General features: G+C 40.9%; 14 protein-coding genes. 4 read left to right on the top strand and 10 right to left on the bottom strand.

What is annotated here, in order from left to right:
- Positions 1 to 397: 397 nt before the first annotated feature.
- From KO525_RS12325 to KO525_RS12305, 5 genes are all read right to left on the bottom strand, one after another.
- Positions 398 to 883, bottom strand: a complete 486-nt coding sequence (locus KO525_RS12325; protein ID WP_215964119.1) for an acyl-CoA thioesterase — start codon at positions 881 to 883, stop codon at positions 398 to 400.
- A 195-nt stretch (positions 884 to 1,078) separates the two neighbouring features.
- Positions 1,079 to 2,053 carry an aldose epimerase family protein gene (locus KO525_RS12320; protein WP_215964118.1) on the bottom strand — a complete coding sequence of 325 codons (975 nt, stop codon included), beginning with the start codon at positions 2,051 to 2,053 and terminating at the stop codon, positions 1,079 to 1,081.
- Positions 2,037 to 3,077 (bottom strand): UDP-glucose 4-epimerase GalE, encoded by a 1,041-nt coding sequence (galE, locus tag KO525_RS12315; RefSeq protein ID WP_215964117.1) that lies wholly within the window; start codon positions 3,075 to 3,077, stop codon positions 2,037 to 2,039. Before galE ends, KO525_RS12320 begins: the two co-directional genes overlap by 17 nt.
- A 236-nt stretch (positions 3,078 to 3,313) precedes the next feature.
- On the bottom strand, positions 3,314 to 4,462 hold the full coding sequence (gene galK / locus KO525_RS12310; RefSeq protein WP_215964116.1) for a galactokinase: 1,149 nt from the start codon (positions 4,460 to 4,462) through the stop codon (positions 3,314 to 3,316).
- Positions 4,462 to 5,505, bottom strand: a complete 1,044-nt coding sequence (locus tag KO525_RS12305) for a UDP-glucose--hexose-1-phosphate uridylyltransferase (RefSeq protein ID WP_215964115.1) — start codon at positions 5,503 to 5,505, stop codon at positions 4,462 to 4,464. The genes galK and KO525_RS12305 overlap by 1 nt, the downstream gene beginning before the upstream one ends.
- 214 nt (positions 5,506 to 5,719) lie before the next feature.
- On the opposite strand from KO525_RS12305, the gene KO525_RS12300 reads away from it, so the two are divergent.
- Positions 5,720 to 6,733, top strand: coding sequence for a LacI family DNA-binding transcriptional regulator (locus KO525_RS12300; RefSeq protein WP_215964114.1), 1,014 nt, complete (start codon positions 5,720 to 5,722; stop codon positions 6,731 to 6,733).
- A 383-nt stretch (positions 6,734 to 7,116) separates the two neighbouring features.
- On the opposite strand, the gene KO525_RS12295 is transcribed toward KO525_RS12300, so the two are convergent.
- From KO525_RS12295 to KO525_RS12285, 3 genes are all read right to left on the bottom strand, one after another.
- Positions 7,117 to 11,307, bottom strand: coding sequence for a cobaltochelatase subunit CobN (locus tag KO525_RS12295; RefSeq protein ID WP_215964113.1), 4,191 nt, complete (start codon positions 11,305 to 11,307; stop codon positions 7,117 to 7,119).
- Positions 11,308 to 11,466: 159 nt separating this feature from the next.
- On the bottom strand, positions 11,467 to 12,612 hold the full coding sequence (locus tag KO525_RS12290; protein WP_215964112.1) for an HmuY family protein: 1,146 nt from the start codon (positions 12,610 to 12,612) through the stop codon (positions 11,467 to 11,469).
- 86 nt (positions 12,613 to 12,698) lie between these two features.
- A complete protein-coding gene (locus tag KO525_RS12285) occupies positions 12,699 to 14,822 on the bottom strand; it encodes a TonB-dependent siderophore receptor (protein WP_215964111.1) in 2,124 nt (707 codons plus the stop codon).
- 289 nt (positions 14,823 to 15,111) lie between these two features.
- On the opposite strand from KO525_RS12285, the gene KO525_RS12280 reads away from it, so the two are divergent.
- A complete protein-coding gene (locus KO525_RS12280; RefSeq protein ID WP_215964110.1) occupies positions 15,112 to 15,543 on the top strand; it encodes an FKBP-type peptidyl-prolyl cis-trans isomerase in 432 nt (143 codons plus the stop codon).
- Positions 15,544 to 15,707: 164 nt separating this feature from the next.
- Positions 15,708 to 16,646, top strand: coding sequence for a cation diffusion facilitator family transporter (locus tag KO525_RS12275; RefSeq protein ID WP_215964109.1), 939 nt, complete (start codon positions 15,708 to 15,710; stop codon positions 16,644 to 16,646).
- Positions 16,647 to 16,739: 93 nt separating this feature from the next.
- On the opposite strand, the gene ahpF is transcribed toward KO525_RS12275, so the two are convergent.
- Positions 16,740 to 18,290 (bottom strand): alkyl hydroperoxide reductase subunit F, encoded by a 1,551-nt coding sequence (gene ahpF, locus KO525_RS12270; RefSeq protein WP_215964108.1) that lies wholly within the window; start codon positions 18,288 to 18,290, stop codon positions 16,740 to 16,742.
- 126 nt (positions 18,291 to 18,416) lie between these two features.
- Positions 18,417 to 18,980, bottom strand: coding sequence for an alkyl hydroperoxide reductase subunit C (ahpC, locus tag KO525_RS12265; RefSeq protein WP_215964107.1), 564 nt, complete (start codon positions 18,978 to 18,980; stop codon positions 18,417 to 18,419).
- A 158-nt stretch (positions 18,981 to 19,138) separates the two neighbouring features.
- Here ahpC and KO525_RS12260 point away from each other — a divergent pair, with 158 nt between their 5' ends.
- The gene (locus KO525_RS12260; protein ID WP_215964106.1) at positions 19,139 to 20,047 is read left to right on the top strand and encodes a hydrogen peroxide-inducible genes activator; all 909 of its coding nucleotides are present in this window, start codon (positions 19,139 to 19,141) and stop codon (positions 20,045 to 20,047) included.
- Positions 20,048 to 20,190 lie beyond the last annotated feature (143 nt).

Here is a 20,190-nt window from a genome sequence, read left to right as displayed (position 1 = left end):
ATAGAATGACTTTATTTTAACTGAAGTGGTTTTAAATGAAAGTTAAGAGTAGTCGCAAAGATAATAGTTCTGGAAATGGAGTTGAGTGGTAGTTCCCGAGCGAGCCACCGGCAAGGGAACCACCGAGGGAGATGGTACAAAATACATTCCTAACGCCGGACTAAATCCACCGTCGATTTAAAGCTGCATACCTTTAAATTCTAGCGGATAGCAAATATTGACTCAACCACTGATTGATAATTTTTCATCCGTGAATTCACAATTATTTAAACAATATTGTTAAGGTAAAATTAACTTACTAAATATTGCTTTGCTAATGGTGAAAACATTAAGCTCAACAAGGTAAATCCGGCATAGACTTACCTGTTGATTTTTAAAACTGAATTTAGAAGAATTTTTAGCTAATTTTGTTATGAAAACACTGCATTTCTTCGCCAATTTCTTTACGCATATCCATTAATCGAATAGCAGATTCACGTTGAACAATGTCTTCTTCTTCTACCGGTTCCCACTGCGGAACTTTTTCTGGCTGACCATTTTGGTCAACAGCCACCATAATAACGATACAGGTTGTAGTTGTTCTGCGATTAAGTGACTTTGGATCACAGGCATTTACTTCAATTGCAATATGCATTGAGGAAGTACCTGTGTATACCACTTTTGCCGCCACTTCAACTAATGAACCCACATGAATTGGTGCCACAAATCGAATGCCACCAGCATAAGCGGTAACGCAGTATCGACCACTCCAACCAGCGGCACACGCATAAGCTGCAAGGTCAATCCATTTCATTACCGCACCACCATGCACTTTGCCACCAAAGTTGACATCTTGCGGTTCAGCTAAAAATCTCAGTTTAATATCACGTTGTGATTGACTCATCACTCACTCTTTCATAATTTGGTTCAGATATTGAAAAGAATATACTAATAAATTATAAATGAACAATTTCCAACAGTTATAACTAACAACTGGTTTTTTCATACTGCTGTAAATTTAGTAATAACCAAACTAATATTTAAACTTTTCGGTTCAATATTGGTTTGCATTTTGCCAATCAATTGTTTCCAACGACGGTTAATAAGCGCTAAATTTATAAACTATCTGACGCTGATACTCTTCACCAGGTGACAATAAAATACTAGGAAAATGCGGTTGATTTGTGGCATCAACATAATCCTGGCATTCTAAGCAAACCCCCTGATAAGGCCTGAATGGATCATCTAAAAACTTACCGGTATAAAGCTGAATCGATGGCTGATCCGTCATCACTGTCATTTTAACTCGATTTTTAACAGAACGAAGTTCGGCTTTAATTTCACTTTCAGGTTTTAAAACAAAGCAAGTATCGAAGCCCTCTTCATTTTTTACTTGAGCAAATTTATTTAAATCGATTAGTTCGGCAATTGAACGGCCTGCGGCAAAGTCCACGCCCATATCGTCAATATTAAGTAATTCACCCGTTGGAATACCCGCAGAACTGCGTTCTAAAAAGCCATCTGCTGATAACTTGAGTTGCAGATCAAAACAGCTCTTTTCACCTAAATTAAAGTAAGCGTGATTGGTTAAATTAAGTGGCGTTTTCTTATCAGTAACCCCCCAATAATCAATGGTCAACGCGCCGTTTTCAGAAAGTTGATAGGTCACCGCCAGTTGCACATTGCCAGGAAAACCATTGTGGCCGTCGCTGACATCTAAAGTGAATTTAGCATACTGAGCGGTCAAACTGTCTTGCTCTAGCTGCCAATATTGCAACGAAATGTTGTCATCACCGCCGTGTAAGCAGTTATCTCCATCATTAGCAGGTAACGTATATTGTTGCCCATCAATTTCAAATTTAGCATTTTCAATTCGATTACACACTCGGCCACACGTCGCGCCAAGATAAAATGGGTCCGATACAAACTCTTTGGTTGTGTCGTAACGGACCAGCATTTCCTGCAACTTATCAATGACAGGGTATTTTACCGAAGTGATCCTCGCGCCAAAATTGACTAAAGTCACTTCCATACCGATGTCATTTTTTAATACTGTTTTAACTAATTCCGTCATCTTTTCTGTACCCGTTTGGATTCCCAGACTGCCAACGCCACGTATCTACCATCATGTCGTCTAAATTACGTTTGGCCTGCCAGTCTAATTCTGTATTCGCTTTTTCGGCATTTGCCCAAAAAGCCGCTAAATCGCCTGCCCTACGTGGCGCAACGTCAAACGGTATCGTTTGTCCGGTCGCCTGTTCAAATGCGTTAACAATTTGGAACACGGATATACCTTGTCCAGTCCCCAAATTAAACGCCTCAACACCCGCAAAGGTATCGTGTTTATGTAACCAATTTAATGCAGCAACGTGGCCTTCAGCTAAATCCATTACATGTAAATAATCGCGTTCGCAGCTCCCATCTTTAGTTGGGTAATCGTCGCCAAATATATTTAGCTTATCTCTTTTACCAACAGCAACTTGTGCAACAAACGGCAATAAATTATTTGGAATACCTTTTGGATCTTCGCCAATTTGACCACTTTCATGGGCGCCAATTGGGTTAAAGTATCTTAGAGATACCCCTCTAAATTTATTATTTGCTAACGCAAAATCTGCCATTACATTTTCAACCATGACTTTACTCGTGCCATAAGGACTTGAAGGCCGGCCTAATGTCATTGTTTCAACATATGGCGCTGTGTTTTGCTCTCCATATACTGTGGCTGAACTGCTGAAAATAAAGTCCTGTACCCCAAATTTTTCCATGACTTCTAATAAACAAATAGAACCATGCACATTGTTTTGATAATAACTCAGTGGAATTTGAGATGATTCACCAACCGCTTTTAACGCCGCAAAATGGATAACTGACGTGATCTTGTGTGCAGTAAACACCGAACTTAATTTTTCTTTATCGCGAATATCACCTTCAATAAACTCGACTGTTTTGCCAGTAAGCTGTTTAACACGAGTGAGTGATTCTTCACTTGAATTACATAAATTGTCATAGACAACGACGTCGAAATTTTTATTAAGAAGAGATAAAACGGTATGTGAACCGATATATCCGGCACCACCTGTAACTAGAATTTTCATGTTGGACTCATCTAACATTAAAAAGGCCGAGAGCCGGCCTTGTTGATTTTGAAGTGAAATTCTGGAGTATTGAAACGCACGGCAAATAAAGTAACAACGCAGATCCATCTACGCTTTACAATAAACACAATACTCCAGAACTCACACACACAAAACATCAACAGGGACAATTTAGCGATATTACAGGCTAGTGTAATTTACCAAATCACCTGTCCCCGTTACTTTTATTTTTATTTCTATTTGGAATGGAAGGCACCATCCTTGGCAACACACACATAAACGTCTGCAACTAATCCCGATTGTGATTGATACAATTCAGAAATCGTTGCTTTAATATCGTCAACTAGCTCATTTGGTGCAAGCGCGACAACACAGCCACCAAAACCACCGCCCGTCATTCGAACGCCACCTTTGTTGCCTAAAACTTGATGAACGATATCCACTAAGTAGTCCATTTCTGGCGTTGTGACCGCAAAATCGTTTTTAAGCGATAAATGTGAATTACGCATTAATTCACTCATTGTCGCCATATCATTTGCTTGCAGTGCAACAAGCGCTGCTTCTGTTCGGTCGTTCTCAGTAACCACGTGTTTAGCACGTTGGTATAATTCAGGTTCAATATCTGACTGCGCCGCTTCTAATTCTGCTAAGCTTACATCACGAAGCGCTGGCTTATTAAAATACGCCGCTACCGCTTCACACTGCTTTCTACGCGTGTTGTATTCACTGTCTACAAGACCACGTTTTACATTAGAATTGATAATAACCAATGCCATATTTTGTGGAATTGGTGCATGTTTAAACGTTAAGCTTCGGCAATCCAATAACATCGCATTGCTTTCTTTACCCATCGCAGAAATAAGTTGATCCATAATGCCGCAGTTACAACCTACAAATTCGTTTTCTGCTTGCTGCCCCATTAGCGCCGCTTTCACGCCGTCTAGACCTAGCTGATATAATTCGCTGAATGTTTTTAAAATCGCAATTTCAAAACTGGCTGAAGAACTTAGTCCAGCACCTTGAGGTACGTTACCAGTGACAACGAGGTCAGCACCTTTAATTTCTGGGTTGGATTTAAGCAGTGCTAACAAAGTACCACCAACATAATTCAACCACATTTTGTCTTCATCAAATTTGATGTCTGTTAACGAAAATTCAGCGCTTTCGCCGTCACAATCTACCGCTAACACACGCACTGTTTGGTCATCACGAGTTGACGCTGCGATGTTAGTCCCGAAGTTAATAGCCGCTGGCAATACAAAGCCATCGTTGTAATCAGTGTGATCACCGATTAAGTTAACTCGTCCAGGACCATGACAAATGACTGCCGGTTGGTATCCGTATTGCTGTTGAAAAATTTCAGTTAAGTTTGTTTGTTGAGACATTATGCGCCCGCCTTATAATGTACAGAAGAAACGTCTTTTAGACGTGTTGCGGCTTGTTCAGCAGTTAAATCACGTTGCGACTCAGCCATCATTTCATAACCAACCATAAACTTACGAACCGTTGCTGACCGTAAAAGTGGTGGGAAGAAACTTGCATGTAACGTCCATTCAGCATGTTCTTCACCGTCGTATGGTGCACCATGCCAGCCCATTGAATATGGGAAAGACGAATTAAATAGATTGTCATAACGAATCGTGATCTGTTGAATAATATCCGCCAGCGTAACTTGCTGCTCGGCCGTTAGTTCAGTCATGCGTTGAATTGGGAATCTAGGTAATAATAACGTTTCAAATGGCCAACCAGCCCAATACGGAACAACCACAACCCAGTCATCATTTATGACAACGACACGTTCGTCAGCGTCTACTTCACGTTGAGCATAATCAGCTAATAAATTACGGCCATGTGCTTTTAAGTACTCGGCTTGTGCATTATGTTTTTTCTCAACTAATGTCGGTAATTGTTGTTGCGCCCAAATCTGTCCATGTGGGTGTGGATTAGAACATCCCATCATTGAACCTTTGTTTTCAAACACTTGTACCCAGTTATAGGTTTTACCTAAATCTTCACATTGGTCCTGCCAGGTTTTCACAACTTCGGCGATTTCTGCAACTGACAATTGAGGCAATGTTTTACTGTGATCTGGCGAGAAACAAATAACACGGCTTTCGCCCTGCTCTGTTGCCATTTTAAATAATGGGTCGTTTGTTTCTAACTGCGGTGTATCCGTTTTTAAGGCTGCAAAATCATTTTGAAAAACAAACGTTTTTTCATATTTGTCATTCACTTCACCATTAATACGAGTATTACCTGAACACAAAAAGCACTTTTCGTCATAAGACGGCTTTTGGTCTTCGTCTAACGTTTCAACTTGGCCTTGCCAAGGACGTTTCGCACGGTGTGGAGAAACCAGCACCCACTCATTAATTAATGGATTATAACGACGATGTGGATGTTCAGTTGGATCAAATTCATTAGCCATTTTTAACACTCGTTTTGGTTTTATTAACGATGAATATGGAACTAGGGTAAACGTTTACATTTTTAACGTCAATTAACTTTTGAAAATAATTTTTAAATCTCCAATAACAATTAACTGACCGTTGGTGTCGCAAGACAAACTTTTTGCAATAACGAAAGGCTTAGAGGTATGATGGCCGGCATCGGGTTAACCAGCGGATTTAAATCAGTTTTCAATGTCCACAATAAAAGATGTCGCAAGAATAGCAGGCGTGTCCATCGCCACCGTTTCTCGGGTTGTAAATAAGGGCCCTAAGGTCGGAGAAAAAACCAGAAACCGGGTATTAAAAATCATGCAGGAAATTGGCTACATGCCTAATGCCAATGCCCGTGCTTTAGTGACTCAAAAAAATACCACCATTGGTGTTGTGATCCCTGATTTAACTGACCCATTTTTTGCTTCCCTCGCCCACGGTGTAGACAAAATTGCCCGTGAAAAAAACATGCAAGTCCTGTTAAGTACGGGATTGATAAGTGAAAGTTCTGAACGTCAGGCAATAAACTTATTATTGGAACGACGTTGTGATGCTGTGGTCATTCACAGCAAAAAATTAAGTGACGACGAGCTTGTTGAATTATCAAAACGGGTGCCGGGATTAATACTCATTGACCGATTTATCGAACGGATTAAACACCGTTGTGTCTGGCTTGATAACGCGGAAGGTGGAAAGCTTGCCGCACGCCATTTATTAGCAATGGCGCATAACTCTTTTGCCAGTATTACCAGCCAATACGAAATTGACGATCCTTTATTACGCCTTCAAGGATTTAAAGACGGTATCCTAGATGCTGGTTTTACATTAGAAAACAAATTAATCGCAAAACAAGAGCCTACCCTCCAAGGTGGTGAAATAGCCGCTCAAGAGTTACTCTCACAAAACATTCCGTTTTCCGCTTTATTTGTCTACAACGATGCCATGGCCATTGGCGCAATCTCTACGTTTGAAGATAACGGTTTTCGTGTTCCCCAGGACATTTCAGTGATCGGGTTTGATGATGTTTTACTGTCTCGATATTCGCGGCCTAAATTGACCACATTAAATTATCCAATTGAAGATATGGCTGCAAATGCGGCGTTATTGGCACTTGAATATAGGGAGTCACCTGAGCAATATTCAGCCCCCGAAGGTCTTAAATATCTCCCGAGTTTAGTGACACGAGAGTCTACAATTCGTAACAAAAGCCGCTAATTCCAGGTTTAATTGCTCAGTAGCAGCTGCTTTACGTAGTCCTTTATTATCGGTAGTCTTACAGGTTCAAATTGGTTTTTGGATCACTATGTATGGATGCGGCATTGTTCGAGTTTTTATTTAACACATTTTTATTTATTGGCTTAATTGTCGTATTAAAAGACCGGAAAAATGTAAAACGGCTTTTAATCGAAATAACGAAGTTAAATGACCTAGTTAACCTTCAAAACTCAAACCCGTTAATGCCGGTGTTAATGGATCGGAAACTGAGACCTAACATAAGCGCAAAATAAAACAGGTCCACATTGGTTATGTTCGTTAAAAATTAACTTTAAACTAAACAACCAATGTGGCGCTGCCATTTTTAAATTAAAAATGACGTTTTATGGCCTGCGGGCCATTAACATCTTGCCCTTGATCACTTCGTAATACATGCCACCTAAAATAATAAGAACAACGCCTAAGATACTGAATAGATATGAATAATCTGGTTCAGATTCCGTCGCTTGCGGTTGCAGTTCAAGCTTTTGGCCTGTGACCTGCTCAACTTCACTTGTGTTGCTTTCTGCTGCCTTTGGTGGCTGTACATCAGTTGGTTCTGTTTTTACCTGCGATGCATCAGCAGAAAACTGCGGTGCGGCTAACCCATAGCCAGCAGCTAACTCGGTGACATGTTGTTTAAGCTTTTCATTATCGACAAATAGATTATATTTTTCGACAAACTCACTGTACCGTTTGACTAGCGTTTCTAAGCGCTCGTCATTTGCCTGCCAATAGTCTTTACGCTGCGCTTCTAACATACGTTGCATCATACGGGCGAGAGCTTCTGGATTGGTTTTTTCAAACCATTCATCTAAGTCTAAATTGAGTTTGTCATCTACATAGATGTCTAGATATTCGTCCCACTGATCACTTCTAACCAAGTTAGGGTCAACGACTTGCCAACCAAAAAAGTTATCCATTCTACTGCTTAACGACACAGCACCGGAGTAACCTTCTTTCTGCATTTCCTTAATCCAACGTGGATGGAAAATACGCGTTCTAAGCTCGCGTGCTAAAAAGCGAGAGGCATCTTCTGCTTTCACATTATTTGCATCACGAAGATTCGATACCACCATGTCGGGACTTGCCCCGTCTAGGTTTCGAACCGCTAAGCTTATGCCACCAAAATACTCAAATGGGTCGTCTGAACTTAACATGCCAAATACATTTGACGAACGGGAGAACAAGGCGATGTCGGTGCCTGACAACTGCTTGCCATATAGGTTAATCGGCTCGCCGGTTTTTGACGTTATTTTTTTGCCCCAACGTGACTTGTCTGCGCCAAAATAAAATCCCATTTTGTTCATATAATTGTCGGCAATGACGCTGTCATTTTCCCACTTGTCACTTGCCCAGGCCAGACCATCAACACCCGAACCATAATCACCTGACTGGTTTGAAAATACGCGAACCGTCGACAAATATTCAGCATCTTCTTGTTCGACGCCCTGTGCTAATAATTCGGCTTTAACACGTTGACTGTTTTGCCATATCGGGTTGTTATCTTCTTTAAGTTCCGCCACTTGCTGCACTGCTTTCGCCAGGCGCTGCATAACATTTGGGAACGCATCTCGATATAAGCCCGTGGCGGATAAAACAACATCAATACGAGGTCGTTTAAGCTCTGAATACGGGATCACTTCAGAACCAAGAACGCGACCGGTTTCAGACCAAATTGGTCGAACGCCCATAGCATATAAGGCTTGGGATTCTAACACCCCATAATGACGCATGGTTTCGATAGACCACAGTGAAAACGCCATCTTGTCTGGAAATTTTCCATGTTTGGCTTGGTGGTCACTTATCATTTGATTGATCAGTTCTTTACCTTGTTCAAATGCGGCTTTAGTAGGTACTTTTGCTGGGTCAAATCCGTACAGATTAAAACCCGTTGGCAGAGACTCTGGGTGACGGATGGGGTCGCCACCGGTTTTTACTGGGATATATCGTCCGTTGAGAAAGTCCGATAAACTTTGCAGTTCTCTTATCTGTGTTAATCCTTGGTAAAGACTTTGTCCACGTTTAACGTGTTCTATTAATTCCTCTGGTAACTGACTTTTGTTGTTGGTTTTACCGTTTACGCCATTCGCAGCGTCCACTGCTCTTACCCCGTTCACGACGTGGTTTAACACAGTGTAAAACCCAGGTAGATTTTCAATTTCGACGTTTTCAATAAGATGCTCGTTTGACTCGGTTTTGGCAGCATCGGAATTGTGCCCCAGCCCCTCGTGTAATCCGACGACATCGTGCTCATATTCCTGTGCTAAGGCCGTAAATTTACTGCCCAACATTTGGATTAAGGTGCTAACGACCAAACGAGTCTCGGGTAACTGCCCAAAAGTATGTAAGCCCAGTGGTTGATTGGCGGTTGCGAGGGCTTCCATATGGCTGTGCAGATCGTCAAAAAATCCATCAAAGTCTTTCTCAATATCGGCTTGTTCCCAGGCGATATCCTTACAGATATTTAAAGTAAAGCACTGTTCTACCACCTGCTTCGCCGTCTTTTGTTTGACACCGCCATTATCTAACTGGCTGTATTGGTGCATCAATTCATGTAAAACCACAATATCACCTTGCAAGCCAGCTGCGGCAAATGGCGGTGTCATATGAGAAACGACCGTTGCACGACCACGTCGTTTTGTTTGCATCGCCTCACCTACATCGTCGACAATAAATGGATACACCACGGGCGTATCCCAAACCGCTAGATTGCCTTGATCATAAATCGATAAGCCACGCTCTTTTCCACCTAAATATTCCTGCGAACCATGTGTGCCTAAATGAACAATAGCGTCGCCTTGCCAAAACTCACGGGCATAAAAGTAGGCTGCCAAATAGAAGTGATTGATAGGTACGATTCCCTGATGAAAAATACCACTTTCATCATTCTTTTTATCTGAACGCGGCGGTTGACGCATCACTAACATGTTACCTACACGCATTCGAGGCAATATAAAATAGTCAACTGAATCGCGTTTTATCGCCATAAAGTTATCCTGTGGTTTACCCCAATGGTCATTAATTTTATTTTTAAGATCCGTTGGCAATTTGTTAAACCACGCTAAGTAATTTTCTATCGGCATGAGCTCTGCAAGATCGTCATCTAAAAAGGCTTTTAGCTGTTTACCTTGAAGTTGCTCTGGCCGATAAAATGGGTCTAGAATTTTTTTAACTCTTTGTGTAAAAAATGTCTCATCGGTGGCGGGAATGTCATACCCCTGCGCATTTAGTGTTTTAGTGATTTCACTTAGACTGGTTGGAATATTTAAAAATGACGCACCGACATCTTGGTCGCCCCAAACAAAAACCGTGATTTTTTTGTCATGTGCGGGTTTGTATTTTAAGGAAGTTAAATTGACGGCCTTATTTACTAAATGCTCTAGTTGATAATCAATAATGTCAATATTGCCACTGCGGCGGTCCATTGCAGCCACCACCATAGGATCGGTAACCCCCGCGGTTTCTGGTAAAACTAAAGTAAATGCCATCATACCGGCATCAACACCTTGTGGGTCTTGTTCCCAGGCTTTTTGGTCACCGCCATAATAAGTCATGGCCTGAATAACAGGGACGCCAAAACGTTCAAATTCAACCTTACGTTGATTAGCCCAATGAATGTTTCTAAAGTTTAAAATTAGGTCGACATCTGCCGTTAATTTATTGGCGGCATTGCCATCGATATATAACAATTCATCGTAGTGTTTTTCACCACGACTTAACGCAAAGAAAAACGGCACAACGTGCACACCACGTTGCTCTAATTGCGCAATCGTTGTGTCTATTAACTCAGTTTGTTCAACTTCTATTGCTGATCGATTCATCAATAACGCAATTTTAGCTTGGTTCGATTTTGGTGCTTGCCAATCAAAATATTGTTTTAAGTCGCTAACAATAAGGTTTGGTAACTTTGGATGGTAAATGCCTTTATCGGGAAATATCACCGGTGATGCGACCGATAAGGATTGTGTAGCGGGATCTTCGAGCACGTTAACAGACAAATAACGCAACATATTGCCAAGATTTTTACTGCCACCGTTATCCCAATATTGGTCGAGAGTTTGCCTTTGTAATTCAGACACACCTATTTTATGTTGGAAAGTCTGATGCCATTTTAAACCAACCACTCTGGCCTTGGACTGATTAATTAAAGGAAGATAGGGTGAAAAACTTTTATTGGCTTCCGCCACTGAAACACTGTCTAACAGGACAACGTGATATTGATTAATTAGGGCCAAAAACTCTACAGGAGACTTAATAGAACGCAGCGATTTTTGGCTCACTTGCCAATTCAGCATCATGGCATTATTGGAAGTAGCCTGCTTTTTTAACAATTTTACTTTGGCTGGATTACTGTGTGAAGAGCTTATAATCAATAACCTAGACGCTTTCTGTGGTGCTTTCTGTGGTGCCTGCTGCAACTCAGACTCGCTGTTTTGCTGGACTCGATTTTGTGGTTCAGCAAACGATTGTACTGACGACAACGTCAAGCAAAATAGAGCAATTTTTTTTAAAAATGAAAGTGAATATTTCATGTGTAACCTGTAAAACGGGCAATAAAGGATGGGGCTAACTAAGTTTATATTCATCAAATCAAGGCGTTTTTTTATCTCGCGGAAGATAACATAACGCCCTAACTTGTCCCGTTTGAATCAACTTAGTTAGTCCCGGAGGACAGTTGTAACCTAGCTTACTTATTCTGTAAGTGGGTCAGCGACAAAGCTATAATTGCCAGAGTTTCCTTCGGCATCGTAATAACTTGTGATTTGCATTTTGTAATTTTGAGTTGCTGTTTTGATGATATAAACACCATATTGTGACCATAATTGATGGCCACCTTGTAGGTTATAGGCGTACCAGTTTTTAGTCTTAAATGCGTTTACTGTGTATTCATTTGGCTGGAAGCCATAATGACTAGCCGCTTCAACAGCGACACCCGTAAAGGAATTTGTAAAATCTTGAATTGCCGTTGATGTTTCCGCTAAATCAAGTTGATACGAGCCAATACCATCAGCACATGGAATAGAGATATCGTAGTCTTCCGTTGATGTTACTTCCATTGCCGTTGCAAAGTTAATATATACCGCCGATTCAGACGCACATAACATAGCCAAATCTAAGGTTAAATCTTGTTCTGTCGAAAACTCAGTTTCTCCAGACGCCTGTACGCCAAAACTTAGAGTGACGTCGGACATTCCAAAGCCAGACTGCGTCAAATTAGTCACTCTAAACTTACTAAACACGCCATCTGATTGGACAATATAAAAACTGTCGTCTTTAGCCGTTACTGCATGGGTGGTTGTATCGTAGTTATAAAATCCATCCAAAATACGTTCGGTTACGTCACTTACAAATTCTTCATCCGCTGGCACATCAGCTAACGATACAGCTTCATAATCTGCCAGTTCGGCTTCAGCACTTGCATTAACAAATGTATCAACAATTGCTGCACCGTCAGCGTCGTAATATTCACTGTTGTTGCCAGTAAAATACATTCCAACAGGTGTTGTACCATTGTTATTTAGGTAGATATTGGTACGCTTGAATGCAATATCCCAATCTTCATTTGTGCTAGCTTGGTCTTCCGTAAGCTCTAATACGGTGCCAGTATCTAAATCAAAGTAAGCAAATACAGGCGCGCTGCTTGTCCCGGTTGAAAACGGGCCGTATGGCGTCGACGTAACTTCATCTTCCACAACGTCCTCTACAACGTTTGGTTCGTCATCGTCAGATGAACTGCACCCAGCCATTAACAACGCCATGCTTATTAGAGAAAGCGAAGCTATCTTTTTTAAATTTGTGTTATTTATCGCCGGGGTATTTGAATTAGAGTGTTTCATATCTATCTTGTTCCTATACAAAATTGTTGTTCAAATTTATGTGTTTTTTATAATTTTTTAATGGGTTATCTAAAGTGGTTTAGCCGTTAAAACTGATAATTAACACCAACTTTAATCGTTCGGCTCGATACAGGCCTTGGGTCAAAATACCCAAGATCTATCAGTTGGTTATCTCGGTGCTCATCGGTTAAATTAAGCAACGAAAGATGCCATTGAAGATTGGAAGTTATGGTGTGATTGAGCGAGAAGTTGAGAGTGGTAAACCCATCAACCGCTGCATCGACGTAATCGTCTGGCGTGACTTCATCTGCTTGATAAACGGCATAAAGTAGCGTTTGAACATCGAGCGAGTGCAAGTCGTACCCGATATTAGCTTTAACTTGGTGACGCGGACGGGCTTCAAGACGTTTGCCACTTTGGTCAACGGCATCTACATAGCTGTAATTTAGTTGGCTATTCCAATTGAGAAAACGCAGCTCTGCACTAATATCAAACCCTTCGATTGTTGATTTCTCTATGTTTTTGTATTGTGAAATACTGAGATTTTGCGCTTGAGACATTTGTGCATCTTCTCGCGTCGCTATCAGGTCTTTTGTTTCTGAATGATGTAAATCAAAAGATAACTGTAAGTCTGCGGAACGATTAAATACCGCGCCTGTATAATCAACGCTCAAATTGTAAGAATCTGATTGCTCGGGCTTTAAATCTTCGTTGCCGAGAACCTTGTAACCTAAGTTGCTGTGGTCAAACACGTAGTAACGTTCTTTTAAGTCTGGGACTCGATAACCTTGCCCATAACCGCCTCTTACTTTTAACGGCAGTCCTGCAACTTCTACGTCAAACATCGCGCTCAAACGTAATGCGGTATGCATACCAAAATCAGAATCATATTGGCTCCTGATCCCCAACAGATATTGATGATCCGACTTGATGAAGTTGTATTGGCTATATAGCTCTACACTGCTTCTGGATTCATTTGCCACTTCAATTGAGTTATCAGCCGGTTTAACCTGATCAAGTTTGTCAAAATTTGTGGCAAATCCAAATACCACTTCACCGCCATATTCGCTGTCAAACTGAGGTCGTACTTTCCCATGCTGCAGAGAGTACAATCCTTCAAGCTGACCTAAGGTAATTTGAGCGTCTCGAATACTGTTCGACCGGCCACTCGTTTCATCGTGACTTATAAACCTAGATTTTAGATGCCAGTGATTATCAAATGCACTTAACCCAGCCCCCAATTGATGTTGTTCAACATCAGAAACGTAATAAATTAGATTCGACTGGCCGGGAACTTTAGCCGTTATTTTGTTTTTGGATTCGTTTAGAAAGTCATAAGACAAACTAAAATCAACAACTGAAAAAGATTTAGATATCGCAGCTTTAGCAAAGTTTTTGGTGAGTTCACCTGAATCTTGTTGTACATCAGCTGGGGTTAAATCAAAGCCAGGATCAGAGACATGTTGTAGCGATATTTGGTGTTGCCAATCATCCATACGGCCAATATTAGATAATGTGGTTGTATGTAAAAGGTTATCAACACTAACCTCATCATTGGCATCGTATATGCCAATTTCTGTTCGAATTTGAGTTACCGGCTCAGCATCCTCAGTGGTAATAATATTAATGACCCCACCCATGGCAGAGCTGCCATAAAGCACCGACGCGGCGCCTTTAATGACTTCTATTCGTTCAATGTTGTGTGCGCTGATCTGATCTAAATCAACCGCCCCGTTAGCAGGTGAAATTAACGGTTGGCCATTGAGTAAAACGGCAATATGTTTACTGCCATACCCGCGCATTTTGACCGTATAACCGTCTTTTACGCTGCGTTCCAAAACAACAGATGGAATAAACTCTAGCGCTTGAGCCAATGTGCCCTGTGTCACTAACTTCAAAGTATCTCGTTCTATGACATCAACAGAGACAGGCGAGTCACTTAACAGCTTTGCGGTTCTGGTGCCGGTAACTACCAGAGTTTCAACATAAGGTGTTGCGTTATTTTCAACGCTGACAGCAGCTAGCAAATCGTCCTCACTTGTCACATTCTTATTTTCTAGTGCAGTGTTATTTGCTGCTTCATCCGTATTTATTCCAACTGAACCAGATGGACGTTCGGCAGCACTTAATCCCCCTAGGGACAAAATCAGACTTAGGCTGGTATTAATGACAATTAGATTTTTGACTAGGTTCTTTTTTATTATCAACATGTTATTCGTTCATTTTGTCTTCTAATCTTTGTTGAACGCGAAAAATAAATCGTCACACAAACATTAAATGATAATCATTCTCAATTGCGATTAGTTTACTGATTGATTTCAACATGTCAATACAAATGCGAATAATTATCAATTAGATTAATGGTGTTTCCGTAGCACATTTTTTGTTTTAAAAATTTAATTCCACATCACATTAAAACGTAATAATAAAAATCAGCTTTATTATCGAATTGACCGTAAGATATGATGGCAAAGGGATAGCAGTAAAAAGGCTTTATTAATGGCTAGAAACAAAAATACAAAAAAATCAAAAGGCTCTACTGGAGCGAACCGAAATGCGACAGATAATTTCATCGAAAAATATGCGAATAAGGCAAATGTTATTAGGCATGAAGAAGGGTTTTATTTTAAAGTCATAGAACAAGGTGACGGCGACAAACCGTCATTATTTGATTCGGTAAGAGTAAATCAACGTATTTTATTGGCGGATGGCAGTGTTATTGCCGATACCTATCGGACCGGACTTGCCGATGAGTTTAGTTTAGAAGAAGCGATTAAAGGCCTAAAGCTTGGTTTGCCGTTAATGTCGGTTGGTTCACGATATGAGTTTGTTATCCCCCCTGAATTGGCTTGGGGCAAGAAAGGTAATCGCAGCAAAATTGGACCTAATGCAGTCATGTTCTTTGATATTAGGCTGGTTAAAATTGTTTAACGAACAAAAGTTAACTATGCCCGAAGCTACACAAGTCGACGTTAATTTGACTCAATTTTTATTTGTCATTAATTTACGTGGTGCGATAAACAATGGCTAAACTAAAATAATTCAACGGTTGGATTTATTCAGCCGAAACTTCATTTTCACTTAAGGTCAGTTTAATGCCCCATGATCACAGTCACAGTCATTTACATTCGCATGGTCATTCTCATGGCCACCATCACCATAATCACGACGGAAAATTAAGCTTAGCGGTTTTTATCAATATTCTACTCACTATAGTGCAAATTATAGGCGGTGTTTTATCGGGGAGCTTGTCATTAATTGCCGACGCCCTGCACAACTTAAGCGATGCCGGGGCAATTTTAATTGCCATTTTTGCAAGGCGAATTGCAAGATTGCCAGCGAGCAATAAGATGACATTTGGTTTTAGAAGAGCCGAAATCTTGGGGGCCTTGATCAATAGCACTTCCCTTGTTTTAGTTGGGATCTATTTAATCTTTGAGGCCGTTAGTAAGTACTTTAATCCTCAGCCAATTGATGGCTGGATAATTGTCGGGATCGCGTCCGTCGCTTTTTTAATTGACGCTGCAACTGCCTGGCTCACCTATAAGTCAGGTGTAAAAAACAACCTTAACCTTAAAGCCACTTTTATTCACAATTTATCAGATGCCTTTGCCTCTATTGTCGTCATGGTAGCGGGCACACTTATTATTTTGTATCAGTGGTATATTGTTGATTTAATTGCAACAATTGGTATTTCACTTTATGTCATTTATCAAGGTTACCAACTTGCAAAACAAAGTATGGTCATACTTATGCAAGGCGTACCTGCCAATATCGATGTGGATACACTTTGTCTTGAGCTGGAAGGCATAGATTCCGTTGTTAAAATCTGGCATATCCATGTATGGCAGCTCGACGATACCAATATATTTTTAGAAGCCTATGTCGAACTTGATACCTCTGGTGATCAACAAGATTTAAGCCCGATCAAAGCGTTTCTAGTGGAGCGCTACGGAATTCACCACTCAACTATAGAAATCACCAAAAAACGTTTAGACCCAGAAACTGAGTCGGAAAATTGCTATCAAAACTAAGCTCATAAAAGCGTAAATATAGCCCATAAGCAAAAAGGTCAGATAACCCTATTGAGGTTGCTGACCTTTTTAATCACTTTATTGTTATGCCTATTACGATTCTCTAATCAGGTAATCAAAGGCAGATAATGACGCTTTAGCTCCCTCTCCCATCGCAATAACAATTTGTTTATATGGTACGGTTGTTACATCTCCGCAGGCAAATATCCCGGGCTCAGATGTTTGGCAACGTTCATCTATGATAATTTCACCATGTTTGGTTCTGTCGACAATATCGGCCAAAAACCCACTGTTTGGTACTAAGCCTATTTGAACAAAAATGCCGTCAAGTGACTGTAATTTTTCTTCATCCGTATTTCGGTCTGTGTAGGCTAAACCAACCACTTTACCATTGTCAGAAACCACTTCTTTTGTTGCGGCACTTTTGATTATGGTTATATTGCTTTTGGCTTCAGCTTTATCAATCAAAACTTTGTCAGCTTTTAGCTCAGACATAAACTCAAACACGGTCACATGTTTCACCATGCCGGCTAAATCTAGTGCCGCTTCAATACCAGAGTTGCCACCACCGACGACGGCAACATCCTTACCTTTGAAAAACGGTCCATCACAATGTGGGCAATAGGCGACACCATTTCCGATATTTTCTTTTTCACCGGGAACCCCCAGTTCACGCCATTTGGCACCAGTGGCAATGATTATCGATTTTGTTGATATTTGTTCACCGGAACTCAACTGCACGAGTTTCACCTTGCCACGTTCTATATTTTCAACTCTAACATGCTGTTTAACCGTAACGTCGTAGTCGTTTAAATGGGCCTGTAAATTATTAGTCAGTTCAGGCCCTGTTGTTTTAGGCACTGAAATAAGGTTTTCAATACCAACAGTATCTTTAACCTGTCCGCCTATACGGTCGGCAATTAGTGTTACTTTAAGCCCTTTACGAGCACTGTATATGGCTGCTGCAATCCCTGCTGGGCCGCCGCCGATTACGGTGACGTCTTGTTCTGGCAATTGCGGAGCATCGTTTTGTTTGGCGGCATCTGGGTACTTTTCCAATAACTTGTCGACTAACACTGAGGTATCGACCTTGCCATTGGCAAATAAGTCGCCGTTTAAATAAACGCTCGGTACACCCTGAATATTGCGAGACTCCACAAGGGATTGGAACAAACCACCATCGATCATTTCACTGCTGATATTTGGATTTAGCAATGCAAATTGATTTAGTGACTGCACAACATCTGGACAGTTATGACAGCTCAAAGAGACAAACACTTCAAAATGCAGCGGTTGATTAATATTAGCGATAATTTGTTTTAAACTTTCGTCAAGCTTTATGGCTGTGCCCGCCGATTGCAAAATAGCTAATATAAGCGAATTAAATTCGTGGCCACTTGGGATCCCCGAGAAATAGACGCCGTTAAACTCATTGTTGGTTTGGAGCGCAAATGCAATTGGGCTGCGTAATCCAGCGTCTTGTTCAACAAATTCTAGCTTGTCTGAAACTGAACAAAGCCCGGATAAAAATGCCACCAATTCAGCACGACTGTCGTGTTGCCCTGTTTGTAATACCAAGGTGACCTTTTTATCTAACATTTCTGCGTAACTTTTTACTGCGTTTAAAATTTCATTACTTAACATAATTCACCTCATTGATGGCGGTAGACTAACGGGCATTGAATGTTGCAATGCCCATTAGATAACTAGTTTGAGAAACTCATATGGTGTTTACACCTGACTCATATGAGTTTCTAAGTGCGTCGGAATTTAAATTTTACCGACTAGGTCTAAACTCGGCGTTAATGTTGCTTGACCTTGTTCCCAGGCTGCTGGGCATACTTCACCGTCATTTTCACGAACATACTGAGCGGCTTTCACTTTGCGAAGCATGTCTTTTGCCGAGCGGCCAATGCCACCAGCGTGAATTTCTGCAACTTGAATGATGCCGTCTGGGTCAGCCAAGAATGTGCCACGGTGTGCCATGTGATCTTCTTCAATCATGACGTCAAAGCCGCGAGTAATTTGGCCAGTTTGGTCACCTAGCATTGGAAACTTAATTTTGCCAATCGCGTCACTAGAGTCGTGCCATGCTTTATGTGAGAAGTGTGTGTCTGTTGATACTGAATACACCTCAACGCCTAATTTTTGTAATTCGTCATATTGATTTGCCATGTCTTCTAACTCTGTAGGACATACAAATGTGAAGTCCGCTGGGTAGAATAAAAAGATTGCCCACTTCCCTTTCACGTCTTCAGATGTGACTGGTACAAAATCGCCATTGTGAAAAGCGGTTGCTGAGAAGTCTGGGATTGATTTACCGATTTTAGCCATTGTTAATTTCCTTCATTTCTAGTTTGGTTTGTTGAAAGCACCTTTGCTTTCGATGGGGTAATATTAGGGTAGGAATATAAATTAGAAAATTTGATTGAATTGAAGTTTATGTTCTATTAAATTGAACCATAGATTTTATTAAGTGCAAAAGAGAAAAGATGATTTCGTTAAAACAAATACGCTACGCGCTTGCTGTAGGGCAAACACTGCATTTTAAAAAAGCAGCTGAAATGTGCAGCGTTTCACAATCGGCATTAAGTACTGCAATAAGTGAATTGGAAAAACAACTTGGTGTTGCAATATTCGAGCGCAATAACAAACAGGTCCTTGTGACCAAAGAAGGCGAGTTATTTTTACAAAAAGCGCAGAACATTAAACGTGAAATGGATGACTTAGTTCAACTATCACAACTGAGTAAGTCTGTATTATCCACCGAATTGTCATTGGGCGTTATCCCGACCATTGGTCCGTATTTGCTACCTAAGGTACTGCCTAAAGTTCGAGAGCTTTACCCTGATTTTCGTTTGCAAATAGTTGAAGACCAAAGTCATGTCTTAGTTGATATGGTGCGAAGAGGCGAAATAGACGTTGCCGTATTGGCCTTGCCTTATCCTACTGAGGGATTGCTAACCTTAGAATTTTGGCAGGAAGATTTTTATTGGGTGAGTCACAAAGATGAATGCCCAACACAACTTGACGAAATCACCAGCAGTCAAATGGAATTGGATAAGTTGATGTTACTCAAAGATGGCCATTGCTTAAAAGACCATGCACTTGAAGCCTGCCAGTTACAGTCGGTAAAACAGCGCAGTGACTTTCAATCGGCAAGCCTACATACTTTAATTCAAATGGTCGCGGGAAAATTGGGCACCACCTTAGTTCCACAAATGGCGCTTGATCAGTTAATCACCCCGCAGTCTGAGTTACGGGCTTTGCACTTAAACGAACCTGGCCCTCATCGTCGTTTGGCTTTTATCGTTAGACCAAATTTTGTCAAAATGCAGGATGTGTCTGAATTAATCAAAATCTTCAAATCGCAATTGAAGACGGCCGACTCACCAATCTAAAATTCAAAGGGTTAAGATCACAAAATCACTTCGCGTCTTAGCCCGATATTATCTCAGATGTGCTACCGTTTATGCTGACGAATGGTAACGCGCCACAGACAATATGAGCTTAAGGCAGGCATACAATCTGTATGCGAATTTTA

This window comes from Psychrosphaera sp. B3R10, from assembly GCF_018861025.1.
In the GTDB taxonomy this organism is placed as follows: domain Bacteria; phylum Pseudomonadota; class Gammaproteobacteria; order Enterobacterales; family Alteromonadaceae; genus Psychrosphaera; species Psychrosphaera algicola.
Note: the sequence above shows the minus strand (reverse complement) of the source record. Positions and strands in the feature narration are given on the sequence as shown.